Annotated in this window: 15 protein-coding genes; 11 read left to right on the top strand and 4 right to left on the bottom strand. The window is 75.7% G+C overall.

Going from position 1 to position 17,170, the window contains the following annotated elements:
- Positions 1–169 precede the first annotated feature (169 nt).
- Together ACZ58X_RS03085 and ACZ58X_RS03090 are read right to left on the bottom strand one after the other, a co-directional pair.
- Entirely contained in the window at positions 170–718 is a 549-nt protein-coding gene (locus ACZ58X_RS03085; protein WP_470331941.1) for a hypothetical protein, read from the bottom strand.
- Between the two features lie 349 nt (positions 719–1,067).
- Complete coding sequence (locus ACZ58X_RS03090; protein WP_470331942.1) at positions 1,068–1,400, bottom strand: hypothetical protein; 333 nt, start codon at positions 1,398–1,400, stop codon at positions 1,068–1,070.
- Positions 1,401–1,622: 222 nt separating this feature from the next.
- Here ACZ58X_RS03090 and ACZ58X_RS03095 point away from each other — a divergent pair, with 222 nt between their 5' ends.
- The 3 genes from ACZ58X_RS03095 to ACZ58X_RS03105 all read left to right on the top strand — a co-directional run bounded on the left by ACZ58X_RS03095 (position 1,623) and on the right by ACZ58X_RS03105 (position 7,561).
- Complete coding sequence (locus ACZ58X_RS03095) at positions 1,623–2,672, top strand: hypothetical protein (RefSeq protein WP_470331943.1); 1,050 nt, start codon at positions 1,623–1,625, stop codon at positions 2,670–2,672.
- Between the two features lie 84 nt (positions 2,673–2,756).
- The gene (locus ACZ58X_RS03100) at positions 2,757–4,628 is read left to right on the top strand and encodes an HSP90 family protein (protein WP_470331944.1); all 1,872 of its coding nucleotides are present in this window, start codon (positions 2,757–2,759) and stop codon (positions 4,626–4,628) included.
- Positions 4,628–7,561, top strand: coding sequence for a hypothetical protein (locus ACZ58X_RS03105; protein WP_470331945.1), 2,934 nt, complete (start codon positions 4,628–4,630; stop codon positions 7,559–7,561). Before ACZ58X_RS03100 ends, ACZ58X_RS03105 begins: the two co-directional genes overlap by 1 nt.
- An 85-nt stretch (positions 7,562–7,646) precedes the next feature.
- Here the strand turns inward: ACZ58X_RS03105 and ACZ58X_RS03110 are convergent, their stop codons facing one another.
- On the bottom strand, positions 7,647–8,954 hold the full coding sequence (locus ACZ58X_RS03110; protein WP_470331946.1) for a carbohydrate-binding protein: 1,308 nt from the start codon (positions 8,952–8,954) through the stop codon (positions 7,647–7,649).
- A gap of 352 nt (positions 8,955–9,306) precedes the next feature.
- Here ACZ58X_RS03110 and ACZ58X_RS03115 point away from each other — a divergent pair, with 352 nt between their 5' ends.
- The 5 genes from ACZ58X_RS03115 (at position 9,307) to ACZ58X_RS03135 (ending at position 13,206) form a co-directional block, all read left to right on the top strand.
- Entirely contained in the window at positions 9,307–9,507 is a 201-nt protein-coding gene (locus ACZ58X_RS03115) for a hypothetical protein (protein ID WP_470331947.1), read from the top strand.
- Between the two features lie 93 nt (positions 9,508–9,600).
- Entirely contained in the window at positions 9,601–10,128 is a 528-nt protein-coding gene (locus ACZ58X_RS03120) for a MauE/DoxX family redox-associated membrane protein (protein ID WP_470331948.1), read from the top strand.
- Between the two features lie 119 nt (positions 10,129–10,247).
- Positions 10,248–10,805, top strand: a complete 558-nt coding sequence (locus ACZ58X_RS03125) for a TlpA family protein disulfide reductase (RefSeq protein WP_470331949.1) — start codon at positions 10,248–10,250, stop codon at positions 10,803–10,805.
- Positions 10,802–12,691: an ABC transporter ATP-binding protein gene (locus ACZ58X_RS03130; RefSeq protein ID WP_470331950.1), complete on the top strand. Its 1,890-nt coding sequence runs from the start codon at positions 10,802–10,804 to the stop codon at positions 12,689–12,691. Before ACZ58X_RS03125 ends, ACZ58X_RS03130 begins: the two co-directional genes overlap by 4 nt.
- Before the next feature lie 17 nt (positions 12,692–12,708).
- The gene (locus ACZ58X_RS03135) at positions 12,709–13,206 is read left to right on the top strand and encodes a S26 family signal peptidase (protein WP_470331951.1); all 498 of its coding nucleotides are present in this window, start codon (positions 12,709–12,711) and stop codon (positions 13,204–13,206) included.
- 101 nt (positions 13,207–13,307) lie between these two features.
- Here the strand turns inward: ACZ58X_RS03135 and ACZ58X_RS03140 are convergent, their stop codons facing one another.
- Entirely contained in the window at positions 13,308–14,204 is an 897-nt protein-coding gene (locus ACZ58X_RS03140; RefSeq protein ID WP_470331952.1) for a LysR family transcriptional regulator, read from the bottom strand.
- 128 nt (positions 14,205–14,332) lie between these two features.
- On the opposite strand from ACZ58X_RS03140, the gene ACZ58X_RS03145 reads away from it, so the two are divergent.
- The 3 genes from ACZ58X_RS03145 (at position 14,333) to ACZ58X_RS03155 (ending at position 17,139) form a co-directional block, all read left to right on the top strand.
- Positions 14,333–15,292: a DMT family transporter gene (locus ACZ58X_RS03145; protein WP_470331953.1), complete on the top strand. Its 960-nt coding sequence runs from the start codon at positions 14,333–14,335 to the stop codon at positions 15,290–15,292.
- A gap of 109 nt (positions 15,293–15,401) precedes the next feature.
- Positions 15,402–16,358, top strand: a complete 957-nt coding sequence (locus ACZ58X_RS03150) for a GNAT family N-acetyltransferase (protein ID WP_470331954.1) — start codon at positions 15,402–15,404, stop codon at positions 16,356–16,358.
- Entirely contained in the window at positions 16,351–17,139 is a 789-nt protein-coding gene (locus ACZ58X_RS03155; protein ID WP_470331955.1) for an aminotransferase class IV, read from the top strand. The genes ACZ58X_RS03150 and ACZ58X_RS03155 overlap by 8 nt, the downstream gene beginning before the upstream one ends.
- The last annotated feature ends 31 nt before the right edge of the window (positions 17,140–17,170 follow it).

Here is a 17,170-nt window from a genome sequence, read left to right on the forward strand (position 1 = left end):
CCTTGCGTATACGACAGCCCAATCTCTTCCCACCCCCGCCCCCCCCCCCCCTCCCTCCCCCCCCCCCCTCCCTCCCCCCCCCCCCCCCCCCCCCCCTCCCCCTCTCCCCTCCCCCCCCCCCCCCCCCCCCCCCCCCCCCCCCCCCCCCGCCCGCGTGGGGGAGGGGCGGTCAGGCGGTGGCCAGGCCCGCGTCCGGGACCTTGCCCGACTGCGCCTGCTCGATCCGGTTGACCAGCATCACCGCGAACCGCCGGGCGGCGGGCAGGTCCACCGGCCCGCCCTCGGTGGTCACGCTCGCCACCACGGTGCCCGAGCGCACCACGATGCTCACCCCGTCACCGTCCGCCAGCGGCCCCACGAAGGCCTGGCTCTCGCTGCCCACCGCCGGAGCCTCGACCTTCTTGAACGGCCCGACCGGGTAGGAGGCGAACGTCTCCTTCGCCCGGCTCTTCGCGGCGTCCCGACTGGGCAGGGTCTCCACCAGGAAGCGGGTCACCAGATCCCCCGAGGAGAACCGGACCGAGCCACTGAGCGGCTTGCCGCTGCACGGTGCCGAGGCCGTGCAGGTCACGGCGTGGTCGGCGGTGTCGACCTTGCGCTTCTCCTCCTGCCACCCGGCCATCGCCTTGGCGTCCGGCAGCACCTGCCCGACCACCTTGTCGTCCAGCAGCGGTGCCTCCAGGTCCGCGCTGGGCGCCGCCGCCGGCGGCGCCGTCACCCCGGCGCCCGCCCCGGCCGCGGGCGCCGAGGCCCCGGCGGGCCCACCCGGCGAGGGAGCTCCGGCGGTCGTCGCCGTACCACCCGCAGTCGACGCCGCCCCACTCGGGACGGCGCTGCTCGCCACCGCCGAACCGGGCGCCGCCGCAGCCCCCTCGGCCGCCTCCGACCCCCCGGACGAACACCCCGCCAGCACGCCGGCCAACACTCCGGCCGCCACCACGGCGGTGACCCGCCGACCACCCATCCCCATGCGCCCACTCCCTTACGGCTGTCCGTGACCCCTCAAGATAGCGACCCCCCTGCACACGAACCGCCCCGCCCCGGGTGTCCCGGAGCCGCCCCGGGCCTCACGGGCAGGCGGGCAGTTCGTGGAGGCCGAGGGCGAGCAGGGTGTCCAGGGCGCAGTGGGTCACCAGCCAGCCGGGCAGCGGGCCGGTCGGGCCGGTCGCGGCGGCGCAGGCGGCGGTGAGCGCGGCCTCGGCGGCGAGCAGGCCGTCGGCGAGGACGAAGGCGACGCCGTCCACCGCGTCCGGCCCGACCAGGATCCGGGTGTGCTCGATCCGGGCCCCGGCGGGCAGGCCGCGGGTCAGCCCGTCCCGGACGGCCTCGGGGGAGGGCGGGTGCGGGAGCGGGCGGTCGGGGCGGTCGGGGGCGCGGAGGTGGAAGCGAATGGCGTGCACGTGACCCAGCCTGACGGATCGTCGGCCCGGGCGGCACCCAGCTCGCTGTCAGAAAACTGTCAGGCAGCAAGATGTCACCCGTTCCCGGGCTCCGGCGCCCCCGGCCGCGGGCGGCGCTGGGCTGGGCAAACGGATGTCGGTCGGCCGTGATATGTACTCACCTGGGGCGGTCACTGTGCGGCCGTGCGATAGATGCCGATGATGTTCGAGGGGGCCACACACATGCCGCTGTTCCGACGCCGCTCGGGCGGGGAGGGCGAGCCCGGCGCGCAGGACCGGGCCGGTCGGCGCGGGTTCGGGCTCGGGCTGGGCAGGCGGGCCGCCGAGGCGCCGGCGGCCGGCCGGGGTCCGGCGCCTCGGCTCGACCCGGCGTACGGCGACGAGTCCGTGCGGCTGCTGCTCGGGCAGGCCGCCGCCGGGGACTGGACGGCGCTGCGCCCCGCGCTGGCCGCCGCGACCGGCGCCGAGCTGAACTTCCTGGTCGGCGCGGTGTCCGACGTCGCCGGGGTCGAGCAGTGGACGGCCCGCGCGATGGCGGACGCCCCTGACGACGCGCTGCCGCTGCTGCTCTCCGGCGCCCGGCACGTCACCTGGGCCTGGGAGGCGCGCAGCGGCGCCCGGGCCAAGCACGTCAGCGAGGAGCAGTGGAAGCTGTTCCACCAGCGGCTGGACGTCGCCGAGGAGCAGCTGCTGGAGGTCGCCGAGCGGGAGCCCGGCTGGCTCGCCCCCTGGTTCTTCCTGCAGATCAGCGCGCGCGGCGCCTCGCTCGGCGAGGAGGTCGCCACCGCCCGCTTCGAGGCGGCGGTGCGCCGCGTGCCCGGGCACCCGGGCTCGCACCGCCAGCGCCTGCAGCAGCTGTGCGCCAAGTGGGGCGGCTCGCACGACGCCATGCACGCGTTCGCCCGCTCCTCGATGCTGGCCGCCCCCGAGGGCAGCCCGCTGGGCGAGCTGGTGGCGCTCGCCCACCTGGAGCGCTGGCTGGACCTCCCGGAGGGCGAGGACCACGCCTACCTGTCCGGCCCCGCCGTGGTGGCCGAGTTGCAGGAGGCCGCGTTCCGCTCCGTCCTGCACCCGGACTTCGTCCCGGAGCGCGGCTGGCAGTCGAGCTTCAACACCTTCGCGATGGCCTTCTCGCTCGCCGGCCAGCGCAAGACCGCGCGGCTGCTGTTCGACGCGCTGGACGGCCTGGTCACCGAGTCGCCCTGGCACTACCTGGCCGGAGACCCGGTCACGGCCTTCCGCTCCCACCGGGACCGCTGCGCCGCGTACTGACCCGCGGCGCCACCCCCGTACGTCCACCCCCGTACGTCACCCGCACGTCACCCCTTCCGCATTCCGCGACCGAAAGAGCCTCCGGTGTCCCCATCCGACAACCCGACGAGTGCGCACACCTTCCAGGTGGACCTGCGCGGCCTGGTGGACCTGCTCTCCCACCACCTCTACTCCAGCCCGCGGGTCTACCTGCGCGAGCTGCTGCAGAACGCGGTGGACGCGATCTCCGCCCGCCGCGCCCTCGACCCCGGGGCGCCGGCCGCCATCACCGTCCGGGCCGACGACGAGCTGTCCGTCACCGACACCGGCATCGGCCTGACCGAGCAGGACGTCCACACCTTCCTCGCCACCATCGGCCGCAGCTCCAAGCGCGACGCCGACGGCGGGCTGGACGGCGACGGCCTGGCCCGGGCCCGCGGCGACTTCATCGGCCAGTTCGGCATCGGCCTGCTGGCCTGCTTCGTGGTCGCCGACGAGATCACCGTGGTCACCCGGCACGCCGGCAGCCCGGACGCGCCGGTGATCGAGTGGCGCGGCCTGTCGGACGGCAGCTACACCATCCGCACCCTGCCCGCCTCGGCCAAGCCCGAGCCGGGCACCACCGTCACCCTCGCCCCGCGCGCCGACGCCGCCGAGTGGGCCCGCCCCGCCCGGGTGCTCACCCTGGCCCGGGACTTCGGCAGCCTGCTGCGCCACGACGTCACCGTGATCGACGCGGGCGGCACCGAGCACGCGGTCAACCGCACCCCGCCGTGGGCCGAGCGGCACGGCTCCCCGCTGGCCCGGCGCGACGCGCTCGCCGAGTACTGCCGGAGCACCTTCGACTTCGTCCCGCTCGACACCATCGAGCTGGACCTCCCGCTGGTCGGCCTGCGCGGCGTCGCCTACGTGCTGCCCGACGCCGCCCCGCCCTCGCGCCGCCACGGCCACCGGGTGCACCTCAAGGGCATGCTGCTCTCCGACCAGGCCGACGAACTGCTGCCGGACTGGGCGTTCTTCGTCCGCTGCGTGGTGGACACCGACGGGCTGCGCCCGACCGCCTCGCGCGAGGGCCTGTACGCCGACGAGACGCTGGCCGCCGTCCGGGACGCGCTCGGCGCCCGGATCCGCGACTGGCTCACCGGCCTGTCCGCCAGCGACCCGGCGCTGCTGCACCGCTTCCTCTCCGTGCACCACCTGGCCGTCAAGGAACTCGCCCGCTACGACGACGAGTTGCTGCGGATGATGCTGCCCTGGCTGCCGTTCGAGACCACCGACGGCAACGTCACCCTGGACGAGTTCGCCCGCAGTCACCCGGTGGTGCTGGTGACCCGTACGGTCGAGGAGTTCCGCCAGGTCGCCCCGGTCGCCGGCGCGGCCGGGCTCGGCGTGGTCAACGGCGGCTACACCTACGACCGCGACCTGGTGCACCGGCTGCCCGAGATACGCCCCGGCGTCTCGGTCGCCGACCTCGACCCGGGCACCGTCACCGCGCACCTGGACACCGTCGACCCGGCCGCCGAGCTGGCCGCCGCCACCTTCCTGGCGATCGCCCGCGAGGTGGTCGGCCGGTTCGACTGCGACGTCGCCCTGCGCAGCTTCCACCCGACCAACGCGCCCGCCCTGCTGCTCGACAACCGGGAGGCCCGGCACGAGCGCACCCGCGCCCAACTCGCCGACGAGGCAGACGGGTTGTGGGCGGACATCCTGGGCTCGCTGCGCGCCGAGGCGCCCCGCGCCCAGCTGGTGCTGAACCACCTCAACCCGCTGGTGCGCCGCGCCGCCGGCGTCACCGACCACGACCTGGCCGTCACCGCCGTCGAGGCGCTGTACGGGCAGGCCGTGCTGATGACCCGCCGCCCGCTCAAGGCCAGCGAGTCCGCGCTGCTGAACCGTTCGTTCATCAGCCTGCTCGACCACGCGATGCTCGGCCACGAGGCGGCCGGCCCGGACCACGACGGCCCGAAGGAGGCGTGATGCTGGACACCCCCGGTGCGGTGATGGCCGCGCTGCGCGAGAACGACGCCCGCCCGTACGGCCGCACCCGCACCGTCACGGCCGAGGAACTCGTCGACGCCGCCGAGCAGTTCGAGGACACCGAGGTCCGCTCGATGGCCCTGCTCGAACTCATGGAGGCCTACGAGTACGACGGCGAGAGCAACAAGAGCCCGGTCGTCTTCGCCCGCATCCTCAAGCTGTGGGACCAGGACCCGGACGGCTTCGGCGACTGGGCCGAGCAGCAGGTGTTCTGGCGCTTCAAGTGGGTGGCCGGCTCGCTGCGGGACAACCCGGACGTTCCGCTGGCCGCCGTCGAGCGCTGGCTCACCGAACTGCGCGACCGCTACCGGGCGGCCGGCCACGGCCTCCAGCCGTACTACGCCCAGCGCTACCACCTGGCCCGGCACACCGGCGTCGGGGTCCAGGACGCCTACGAGCTGTGGACGGCCCGCCCGCGCACCGAGCTGAGCAACTGCCACGCCTGCGAGACCCGCGCCCGCGCCCGGCACTTCCTCGACCTCGGCGAGGACGCCCGCGCCCTGGAGACCCTCGTCCCGGTGCTGAGCGGCCGCAGCTGCTGCGCCGAGGAGCCGTGCCTCAGCCAGTCCGTCGCGCTGCTGCCGCTGCTGCGGCTGGGCCGGCTCGACGAGGCCCGTTCCACCCACCTCACCGGCTACCGCGCGGCCCGCGGCAAGGCCTCCATGCTGGCGGCGGTGGCCCGGCACATCGAGTTCTGCGCGCTGTCCGGCAACGAGCCGCGCGGGCTGGAGCTGCTCGCCGAGAACCGCGACCTGTTCGCGGTCACCGGGGAGCCCGGCGCCCGGCTGGACTTCCTGACCGGCGTCGAGGTGCTGATCGCCGCCCTGGCCGCGGCCGGCCACGGCGAGCTCGCGGTCAGCGGCCCGGCCGGCCGCAGCTGGACGGTCGACACCCTGCTCGCCCACCTGCGCACCGAGGCCGACGCCCTGGCCGCCCGCTTCGACGCCCGCAACGGCACCGACGCGGTCGGCGCCGCCCGGCGGGCCCGACTGGCCGTCCGGCCGCTGCTGGCCGAGCCACTGGCGCTGGGCGTACGGGCGGTCGCCGCACCGGAGTTGACCGGCGCGGCCCCGGCGGCCGCGCCCGCCCCGCGGCGCACCGTCGAGGCCGAGCCGGAGGACTTCGCCGACCTGGTGCTGCGCGCGCGCGAGCTGGAGCTGCTCGGCCACCCGGACGGCGACCGGCTGTGGAAGCGGGTCGCCGAGCGTGCCGCCGCCGCGGACTTCACCCACCCGGAGCACGCCGAACTCGGCGGCCCGGAGCGGCTGCGCGCCGAACTCGCCGAGCAGCGCGCCCACGAGGCGCTGCAGCGGGACGACCACGCCGAGGGCGCGGCCGGCCTGCTGGCGGCCGCCGAGCTGTTCGAGCAGGCCGGGCTGCCCGGCCCGGCCCTGATGGTCCGCACCCGGACGCTGATCGTCGAACTCGGCGAGGTCGACGGCGCGGTGGCCGACTGGCCGGCGCTGGACGCCGCGCTGGCCCGGGCCGAGGAGCTGCACGCCGCGGGCTCCATGACGGACGACGACTACCTGATCGTCCTGCAGTCGCTCGCCTACGCCGCCCACCACGACCTGGTCGAGGCGCTGCCCGAGCCGCCCGCCGGGACGGCCGCGCGCTTCGAGGCGGCCGTCGGCGGCTACCGGCGCGCCGCCGTCGAGCTGGGCTCCGCCCGTCGGGCCGCGACCTCCCGGCAGTACGTCGCCGACGCCGCCGCCCGAGCGGGCCGGTCGGCCGAGGCGGCGGCCGAACTGCGCGAGGTGATGGCCCAGTTGGAAGCGGCAGAACTGCCCTGGCACACCCCGCGGGTGCTCGGCCTGCTCGGCCAGGTGCTGCTCCAGGGCGGCGAGCCCGGCCAGGCGGTCGAGGTGTTCCACCGGGCGCTGGCCGAGGCCGTGCGCTGGGGCGACGACGCCTACCCGTACGCGCCGACGTACATGCTGCTCGGCCACGCGAACCTGCAGGTCGAGGACTTCGGCGGGGCGGTCCGGGCGCTGTCCGAGTCCGCCGCGCGCTTCGACCGGCTGGGCGCCGGGGCGGTCGAGGACGCGGCCCGGGTGCGGCTGCAGCTCGCCGACGTGCTGCGCGGCACCGGCCGGGACGCCGACGCGGTGGCCGTGCTGGAGTCCGTCCTGGACGCCTCGGCCTCGACCGCCGGCCTGGACGTCCGGATGGTCGCCCAGGCCCGGCTGGACCTCGCCCGGGGCCTGGTCGAGCTGGAGGAGTACCGGGACGCGGCCGAGGAGTACCTGCGGCTGGCCGAACTGGTCGCCGACTGGGAGGACCAGGAGACCCACACCATGGTCGCCTGCGAGACCGCCCTGACGCTGGCCCGGGCGGGCATCTGGGAGGCCGCCGAGGCCGCCCTCGAGCGGGCCCGGGAGGCGCACGGGAAGGCTCCGCAGTTCGACCAACTGGCGGCGACACTGCGGGAGTTGGCTCAGCTCACGATGCGCGAGCGGGGTGGCCCCGAGTGGCTGGACGCCGCGCTCGCCCTGCTGGCCGAGGCCGACGCGCTCGGCGAGGCCGCCGAGCGGGGCGGGCAGGAGTACACCGCCTGGTACCTGCGCGGCGGTTCGCACTACGCCCGGGCGCGCTGCCTGGCCGTCGCCGACCGCTTCGAGGAGGCGCTCGCCGAGGCCGAGCGGGCCATCGAGGTCTACGGCGAGCAGGGTGAACCGGCCGGTGCGCCGCAGCCGGAGTCGCTGCGGGCCGAGGCGGTCCGGCTGGCCGCGCTGATCGAGGGCGGCGACCTCGACCGCCCGAAGGCCGCGGTGAAGCGGCTGACCGCGGCGATCGCCCGCGCCGAGGCGGCCGGCCTGACCGAGGCGCCGCAGGTGCTCGCCGAGCTGCGGGGGCGGATCGCCGGCCACTGAGCCGGGAGGCCCCGGGGCCGCTCTCGGGTACGCGGTGAGGGGCGGGCGTCCAGGACACCCGCCCCTCACCGCTGTTCCGCCGGGGTCAGCAGGGACCGTCGTCACCCCAGACGCCCCACTGGCCGCTGGCGCTCGGCACCTCGTTCAGCGTCCACCACTTGGCGTGGTAGTTGTGGCCGTTGTACGAGACCTTGGCGCCCGCGGTGTACGTGGTGCTCGCGCTCCACGCCGGGGCGGTGCAGGTGCCGGGGTTGCCGGTGGGGCTGCCGGTCTGCGTGCCCGGGCCGGTGGGCGGGGTGGTCGGGGGCGTGGTCGGCGGGGTGGTGGGCGGGGTCGCCCCGGCGAACTTCACGGTGTACTTGGTGAAGTCCCAGTCGCTCTGGGCCACGCTGGAGCACGAGCCGGACAGGCCCGGGTCCACCGGCCCGGTGCACTGGCGGTCCCGGTTCACCGACCAGAAGGTGTAGCGGGCCAGGCCGTGCGCGGTGGCGAAGTCCAGCACGCTCTGGAAGTCGGCCTGGCGGAAGTACTCGGCGGCGTCGGTGCGGCCGTTCATCATCGACACGCCCTCGTGGGCGTAGGCAGTGGCCTCGCTCCAGCCGAAGGTGGTCTGCAGGATCTGGTTGAACTTCACCAGCGCGTCGGTCTGCGCCGCGGCGCCGTTGAAGCCGCCGTCGAACGGCATGATCGAGTAGTTGTTCGGCGTGAAGCCCTGCGACTTGGCCTCGTTGAGCATCTGGGTGCCGAACCAGCCGGTGCCCGCGTTGGTCCCGGCCGTGGTGATCGAGATGTACAGGCCGGGGTTGTTCTGCTGGAGGATGCGGGCCGCGCCGATCTCGTTGTGGATGGCGGCGGTGTTCTCGTACTCCGGCTCCTCCAGGTCGAAGTCGATCGCCTTGAGGCCGTACTTGGTGATGACCTGCTGGTACCCGGCGGCGGTCGCCTCCGGGGTGCCGCAGACCTGGCCGAGCTTGGTGCCGCCGTACCCGCCGACCGACACCGAGACGTCCCCGCCCTTGCCGCGGACAGTCTGGATGACGGCGGGCATGGTGGTGTCGGAGTCGATCGAGGAGGTGCCGCCCCAGGCGGGCGAACAGCTGTTGCCCTGGGCGAGGACGAAGGCCAGCTGGAAGGCCTTCTGGCCGGTGGCGTCCATCACGGCGGCGGCGTCCGGCGGGCTGTTGTCCTCGGGCATCAGGTACGGCGCGGAGGCGTACCAGTTGCTGCCCAGTCCGGCGGCGGTGCCGGTGGTGGAGGCGGAGGCCGGGCCGGTGCCGGCCAGGGCGGCGAAGCCGCCGGCGACCAGGCCGAGCGCGCCGGCCACGGCGAGGGCGGCCCGGGATCTGCGGGTGGTCGGTGCGGTGCGTGGCTGTGGGGGAAGTACGCGTGGCATCGGGGGGCCTTTCCGGGAAACGTGCGTGGGGGAGGGCCGGTGCGCGCCGGAGGTGGGGGTGGCGCGGGCAGGCCGAACTGTCCCGGGGCGTGGGGTGGTTGCCCAGAGCTCCCACTGGTATAGACCTGTCTCGGAGGGTCGGTCAAGGGTCCGGCGGAGCGGGGGGGCGCGTGGGGCCCGGGTGGGGGCCGAGCGGGGCGGCGGAAGAGGAATACACTGCTCCGGATCAAAGCTCGATGATCCTCGAATTTGGTCTAGACAGGTTCTCGAACGGTCGGTTAGCTTTCGGACCACGAGATCTCGTGGGTAACCGCACAGCCTCTCCAATCCACCTTCCCGAGCGGAGGAAAAAATGGTTCAGGCGATTCTCAACCTGGTCGACCGGGCGGTTTCCGGCGGACGCAAGGCGCAGGCCGCCGACGCGTATTGCCAGTGCCCGGCCGGCACCACCACCAACTGCGTCGGTGAGACGCTCTACGTCCGGGAGTGCTGCTCCTGGAACTGTGCCGTCGCCCCCAGCTGCGTCACCTACGCGATCGTGGGCGGCTGCTGACCCGACCGGCTCGGCCGACTGATCCGGCCGGCTGACACACGGCCGCCGGTGCCCCCGCCCTGCGTCGGCGGGGGCACCGGCGGAGGGGGAGTCATGACCGCATACCTCTTGCTCGGCTGCCGCACCGTCATCGCGGTGGTCTTCGCCCGGTCCGCCTGGGCCAAGCTCCGCGCCCACCGCGACTTCCGGTCCGCGCTGCGCGCGATGGCCGTCCTGCCGCCCCGGCTGACCGGCGCCGCGGCGATCGGCGTACCGCTCGCCGAAGCCCTCCTGGCCCTGCTGGTCTGGGTGCCCGCACCCGTCGCCAGCTGGGCCTTCGCCGCGACCGGCGGACTGATCGCACTCTTCGCCGGCGTGCTGGTCCGGCTGCTGCGGCAGGGCGCCGACGTCTCCTGCCCCTGCTTCGGGGCCTCCGGCGTACCGGTCAGCCGGGCGCACGTGGCCCGCAACCTGGTGCTGCTCGCCGTCGCCGCGGCGGGCCTCGTCGCAGCCGCCGCCCCCGACCCGGGCGGCGGCCCGGGCGCGGCCGGGGCGGCGGTGGTGCTGCTGACCGCCGGCTTCCTGAGCGCCCTGATCATCGCCACGGACACCCTGATCGAGCTCTTCTCGACGGCCCGCTGAGCCGTCGCCCAGAGTCACGGCCGTTGAGCTCCCCGCCCGGTGCCGGGGCCGCACCCCGGTGGAAAACGGGCCCTACCTCCCTGAATCCCCCTTAGTCCGGAACGAGGCGCGAAACCGTAATGTCCACGCTTTTCACCGTCCTCATCGGTGGCATTTCCCTGGTCAATCTGATGCTGACCCTGGCGCTCGCCAGGAAAATCAACAACAACGGTTCGCCGACCTCCTTCGGAAACGTCCGGGTCGGTGTTTCCATGCCCGAGAACCGACTTCCCGACGGCACCCCGATGCCGGAATTCCGGGCGGTGTCCGAAACGGACGGAGAAGTCACCCGGGCGGACCTCGCCGGGGCGCCGGCGGTGGTCGGCTTCTTCTCCGGCAGCTGCGGACCCTGTCTGGAGCAGGCGCCCGACTTCGTCAAGGCGGTCACCGGCTTCCCGGGCGGCCGCGGGCAGGTCCTGGCCGTGGTCAAGGGCAGCGGCCCGGTGGTCGCCGAACTGCGCACCCTGCTGGAGCCGGTGGCCCGGGTGGTGGTGGAGCCCGCCGGAGCCCTGCCCGGCTCCACCGCCGAGGCGTTCGGGGTCGTCCGCTGGCCCAGCTACGTCGACGTCGCCGCCGACGGCCGGATCACCAACCACCTCGCCCCGGGCGAACTCGTCCTCCCGACCACCGCGCGATGAGCACCCCCTGGTCCGCCGGCCCCGGCGCCGAGCCGCCCGGGGCCGGCCGGGCCCTGCGCTCGGCCCTGGCCGCCTGCGCACTGGCCTGGCGCTCCGGCCGGGCGGCGCTGCTGCTCTCGCTGCTCTGCGGGGTGACGGCCGGCCTGCTGCCCGCCGTCGCCGCCCTGCTGGTGAGCCGGCTGTTCGACGAGCTCGGCGGTGCCGCACCCGGTTCGGCCTCCGGCTCGACCGCCGGCTCGCCGACCGGCACCTGCGTGCTGCTGATCGCGGTGAGCCTCGGTCTCGCCCTCGCCCCCGCGCTCAGCGAGTACACCCGGGCCCGCTCCGGGCGGGCGATCCGGCTGCGGGTCCAGGAGGAACTGTTCCAGGCCGTCAACCGGCTGCCCGGGCTGCGCCCCTTCGAGGACCCGCGGTTCCAGGACCGGCTGCGGCTCGCCCAGCAGGCCGGCGGCGCCGCCCCGGACATCCTGGTCGGCGCGGCCTTCGGCAGCCTCCAGGCGCTGATCACCGTGCTCGGCTTCCTCGGCAGCGTCTTCGTCGTCGGACCGCTGCTCGGCCTGCTCACCCTGCTGCTGACCCTGCCCCTGGTGCGCAGCCAGCTGGCGGCCGGCCGCCGCCGGGCCGCCGTCCTGGGCGAGACCATGGCCCGCAGCCGGCGCCAGTCCTTCTACGGCAGCCTGATCGCCGACGTCGACGCGGTGAAGGAGATCCGGCTCTTCGGCCTCCAGGACTTCCTGCGCGGGCGCGCCCGGCGCGAACTGCTGGCCGTCAACGGCGCGGAGGAGCGGACCGACCGGCAGAACCTCGCCCGCCGGCTGCCCGCCTCGCTGCTCGGCGTCGGCGTCTACGCGCTCGGCCTGCTGTGGGCGGTGCGCGCCGCCCGGCACGGCGAACTCTCGCTGGGCCAGGTCTCGATGTGCCTGGCCGCGGTGGCCGGCATCCAGACCGGCGTCGGCCAGCTCGCCGCCAGCGGCGCCTCCGCCTACCAGGCCGCCCTCACCTTCGACCACTACCGGGCGCTCGGCCAGGCCCCGCCCGACCTCGCCCCGGCCACCGACCCGCGCACACCCGCCGCGCTCACCGGCACCGTCGAGTTCCAGGACGTCTGGTTCCGCTACCACCAGGACGCGCCGTGGATCCTGAGGGGCGTCGACCTGACCCTGCGGGCCGGTGCCGTCACCGCCCTGGTCGGCCTCAACGGCGCGGGCAAGAGCACCCTGGTCAAGCTGCTGTGCCGGCTCTACGACCCGGACCGCGGCCGGATCCTCTGGGACGGCGTCGACATCCGCGAGTTCCCGCCCGACGAGTACCGCCGGCGGATCGGCGTCGTCTTCCAGGACTACTGCCGCTACGACCTGACGGCGGGGGAGAACATCGGCCTCGGCCGGCTCGCCCACCTCGACGACCCGGACCGGATCACCGCCGCCGCCCGCGCGGCCGGCATCCACGAGCGGGTGCAGCGCCTCGACGGCGGCTACGGCGCCCTGCTCAGCCGGATCTTCCTGCCGGAGGGGACGGACGCCGGCTGGGGCCGCTCACTCTCCGGCGGGGAGTGGCAACGGCTCGCCGTGGCACGGGCGTTCATGCGGCGCGACGCCGACCTGATGATCCTCGACGAACCCAGTGCCGGGCTCGACGCCGCCGCCGAACAGGAACTCCACGACAACCTGCGGGAGTTGCGCCGCGACACCGGCAGCCTGGTGATCTCGCACCGGCTGAGCACGGTGCGCGAGGCCGACCGGATCGTGGTGCTCGGCGCGGGCCGGGTGGTCGAGGAGGGGACGCACCGGGCGCTGATGGCGCGCGGCGGCCCGTACGCGGAACTGTTCACCCTGCAGGCGTCCGGCTACCAGGACGCCGCCGTGCCGGCCCCGTCGGCCGGCTGACCGGAGGAGGCGGAGCGTTGCGGCTGTTCCTGGTACTCGGCCTCGCGGCCCTCGCCGCCACGGCGGCCGGCCTGGTGCTGCTGCGCACCGCGCTGTCCGTGGTGGTGGTGGCGGGGCCGAGCATGAGCCCGGCGCTGCGGCCCGGGCAGCGGGTCCTGGTCCTGCGGCGCGGTCCGGCCCGGCTGCGGGCGGGGCGGATCGTGGTGGTCTCCCCGGACGGGCTCGTCCCGGTGGGCGGTTCGGTGGGCGGCGGTTCGGTAGGTGGCGCTCCGGCGGGTGGTGGCCCGGTGGCCCGGCGGTCCGCCCGGCTGCTGGTGAAGCGGCTGGCCGCGCTGCCCGGGGAGCCGGTTCCGACGGCGGTGCGCCCGGTGCTCCCGGCCGGGACCGTACCGGCCGGGCACGTGGTGCTGCTGGGCGACAATCCGGATTTCAGCACCGACTCCCGGATGTGGGGTGCGGTGCCCGCGGACCGCGTGGTGGGGGTGGTCCTCGACCGGGTGCGGCTGCGGGGTTGAGCGGCCGCCCGGGTCCGGCCGCCGTACGGACCGGGCCCGTACGGACCGGGCCCGTACGGACCGGGCCCGCTCGGGCCGGGTTGGCTCGGACCTGATCCCGCTCAGGCCGGTGCGGCCACGGGCGGGATCAGGCCCGCCCCCACCCCGGCGAGCAGCCCGCCGACCGCCGGGGACCAGGGGCGCCCGGTCGGCCCGGTGAGGGTGAGGGTGCGGTGCACGGCGGGCCGGATCGGCACCAGGACGCACTCCGGCGGCAGCATGGTCACAGCCAGCGCGGGCATCACCGAGACGCCGACGCCCGCGTGGACCATGCCGATCAGGGTGTTGAGGTCGCGGATCCGGTGCCGGGGCGTGAAGCGGGTGCCGGCCCGCCGGTAGGCCTCGCGGATGTGGCGCTCGCAGCCGCCCTCCGAGAGCAGGAAGTCGTCGTCCTCCAACTCGCCGACGTGGACGGTCTGCTGGCCCGCCAGCGGGTGGTCCCGGCGCAGCAGCGCGTGCATCGAGTCGGCGCCGAGCGCGACCGCGCCGGGCGGCAGTTGACCGGCGTCGACCAGGACGGCGGCGTCCACCGTGCCCGCCTCCAGCCAGGTGGCCAGTTCGGCGTCCTCGCCCTCGAAGACCCGCACGGTGACCTGGGGGTGAGCCGCCTTCCAGTCCCGCAGCAGCCCGGGCAGCAGGGCCTGGCAGACGGTGGTCGGCGCGGCCAGCCGCACGGTGCCGGTGAGGCCGCCGCCGTGCCGGGTGGCGATGGTGCGGACGGCCGCCGCGGAGGCGACGGCGGTGCGGGCGTGCGGCAGCACCTGCTCGCCGAGCGGGGTGGGGCGGCAGGGGGCGCCGCGCCGCAGCACGGGGGCGCCGAGCGCGCGCTCCAGGGCGGCGACGGCGTGCGAGACGGCGGACTGGCTGATGCCCAGTTCGTCGGCGGCCGCGCCGAAGCCGCCGGTGTCGGCGACCGCGACCAGTGCCCTGAGCTGGGCCAGGTTGACCTCCGGGGCCATGAGACTTCCTCATCCTCCGCGCATCGCCACTTGTTGGACTCATGCTCCGTCGGCGGGCCACCCTCTGTCCAGCACGCGGGAAACGGGCCGCGCGGCGGACACGGGAACGGGACGGGGAGGTGGTCGGGGTGCGGCGCTGGTGGCCGGGCTTCGTGGCACTGTCGGCGATCTGGGGCGCGAGCTTCGCCCTGATCAAGGTGGCGGTCGACGCGGGGGTGCCGCCGGTGTGGGTGGCGCTGTGGCGCAGCCTGCTGGGCGCCGCCACGCTGTGGGCGGTCCTGCTGCTGCGCGGCGAGCGGGCGCCGCGCGACCGGGCCCTGTGGGGCCACTCGGCGGCCGTCGCGGTGCTGCTCAACACGGTGCCGTTCACGCTGTTCTCGTTCGGCGAGACCAGGGTGAGCTCGATGCTCGCCGGAGTGCTGAACGCGACCACCCCGCTGTTCACCCTGCTGTTCGCGGTGCTCACCGTCCCCGAGGAGCGCCGCCCCGGGGCCCGCCGACTGGCCGGACTCGGGCTCGGCTTCGTCGGGGTGCTCACCGTGCTCGGGGTGTGGCGCGGACTCGGCCCGGGGGCGACCGCCGGTGCCCTCGCCTGCCTGGCCGCCGCCTGCTGCTACGGCGCGGGCTTCGTCTACCTGCGCCGCTTCCTGTCCGGCCGCCCGGAGTCGGTCACCACCCTCTCCGCCGTCCAGATCAGCTGCGCCACCGCCGAACTGGCCCTGGTCGCCCCGCTCGCCGCCGGCGCCCCGCACTGGCCGGGCGGCTCGGCGGCCACCGCCCTGCTGGTGCTCGGCGCGTTCGGCACCGGGCTCGCGTACCTGCTCAACCTCGGCCTGGTCCGCACCGCCGGCACGGTCGTGGCCTCCGCCGTCACCTACGTCATGCCGCTGTGGTCCACCGTGCTGGGCGCGGCCCTGCTCGCCGAGCCGGTCGGCTGGAACGCCCTGGCCGGCGGCGTCCTGGTGATCGCCGCCGTCGCCCTCACCCGCCCACCGAGGACCCCGTCGGCCGCGCCCGCCCGGTCGGCGCGGGCTGCCCGCCTCGACCGGGCGGCGCCGGGCGGTGCCCCCCACCGCCGGCCCGGGTGACGCCCTCCGGCCCTGGCGCCCGGCCCCGGCCTCCGGCCGGGTGATCGGGCTGACGTTCGGTGGCCGACGGATTACGGGTCGTGCCCGGAGGGCCGCTAGGGTGGCCTCCGTGGTGAGGTCGTGGGATGCGGCGGTCGAGCGGGCGCAGGACCGGTTGGTGGCGGGGGTGCGGTTGCGGGCCGCCGTCGAGGGGGAGGAACAGCGGTTCGCCCGCTGGGACTTGGCGTCCCTGCTGGAGGGTGAGCTGGGCGAGCTGGTGGACCCGGACGGGCTGGACCGGCCCGCCGAACGGGGCTGGCGGGAGCGGCTGGGGGAGAGCGGCCGGGACTGGCCGGGCGGTGAGCTGTACCGGCGCCGGTACTGGGTCCTGGACGGGCGCGGCGATGTCGCCGGGACGGTCGCGGTGGACAACTGGACCAAGGGCCCGAGCCAGCTCGCGGTGTCCTCGCTCTACCTGCGGCCGCAGGCGCGCGGGCAGGGACTGGGCGCCGCCGCGCTGGACGAGGTGTACGCGGCGGCCACCGCCGAGGGCCTGCCGGGCTTCCGGCTGGAGGCGCACTGGGGCTGGCAGTCGGCGGTCCGCTACTACCTGCGCCGCGGGCTGTGGGTGGTGGGCTGGAAGCGCTCGCTGTCGTTCGCCCGGATGCCCCAACTCCCCTCGCACCGGGTGCGGGAGGAGGACGGCCGACTGCTCCTGCTGGTCGCGGACCGGCAGCGCGGCTGGGTGCCGATACTGGCCGCCGGGCAGGAGGGCCGCTGGCTGCGGCTGGACGAGACGGCGGACTACCGGGGCTGTGACGGCTGGGTGCACGAGTACGCCCGGTCGACGCTGGCGCTGTACCTGGCGCTGGCCGGCCGGCCGCTGGTGCGCGGGCCGCAGTGGTGGGCGGAGGCCTGGCGCTGGGCGGAGGCGGGCGAGCCGGAGGGTCTGGCCGCCAGGATCGAGGAGTTCGAGCGGACGGCGCGGACGGCGGGCCGCACCGTCGCCGGTCCGTACCGCCCGGTGGTGCTGCCGGAGGCGCCGCCGCTGGTGTCGCCGCGGCTGGCAGACTCGGGGGATGGCTGAGATCGAGATCGACGGCGCGCCCGCGGACCCGGCGCGGCTCGCCGCCCTGGGGCTGCTCAACTACGGGCACTTCACCACCCTGCGGGTCGAGGGGGGCGCCGTCCGCGGCCTGGAGCTGCACCTGGACCGGCTGGTCCGGGACTGCCGGGTGCTGTTCGCCGTCGAGCTGGACCGGGCGGTGGTGCGGGAGCGGATCCGTGCGGCGCTGCCGGCCGACGGCGCGCCGGGGATCGTCCGGGTGACCTGCTACGACCCCGCGCTGGGCCTGGAGCGCCCCGCCGCCCCGGCCGCCCCCGTCCTGCTGGTGACCGCCCGCCCGGTCGGCGCCGCGGCGCCGACCCCGCTGCGGGTGCGCACGGTGGTTCACCGGCGGGAGCTGCCGGCGGTGAAGCACGTCGGGCTGTTCGGCCTGGTGCACCACCGCCGCGCGGCCCAACTCGCCGGCTACGACGACGTGTTGCTCACCGACGGGGACGGTCTGGTGACCGAGGGGGCGACCTGGAACGTCGCCTTCCTGGCGGGGGAGCGGCTGGTGCTGCCCGCCGGCCCCGCGCTGCCCGGCGTCACCGAGGCGCTGCTGAGCGGCGCGTACGACGGTCCGCAGTCCCGCGAGCCGGTCCGCGTCGACGGGCTGGCGCGCTTCGACGCGGCCTTCGCACTGAACGCGGGCGTGGGCCTGCGGCCGCTCGCCGCGGTCGACGGCACCGCCTTCGACCCGGACCACCCGCTGCTCGCCGACCTGCGTGCCGCCTACCTCGGGATCGCCGCCGACCCGGTGTAGGCGCTGACCCGGTGTGGACGCCGACCCGGTG

The sequence above is a fragment of the Kitasatospora sp. NPDC040550 genome (genome assembly GCF_055594965.1).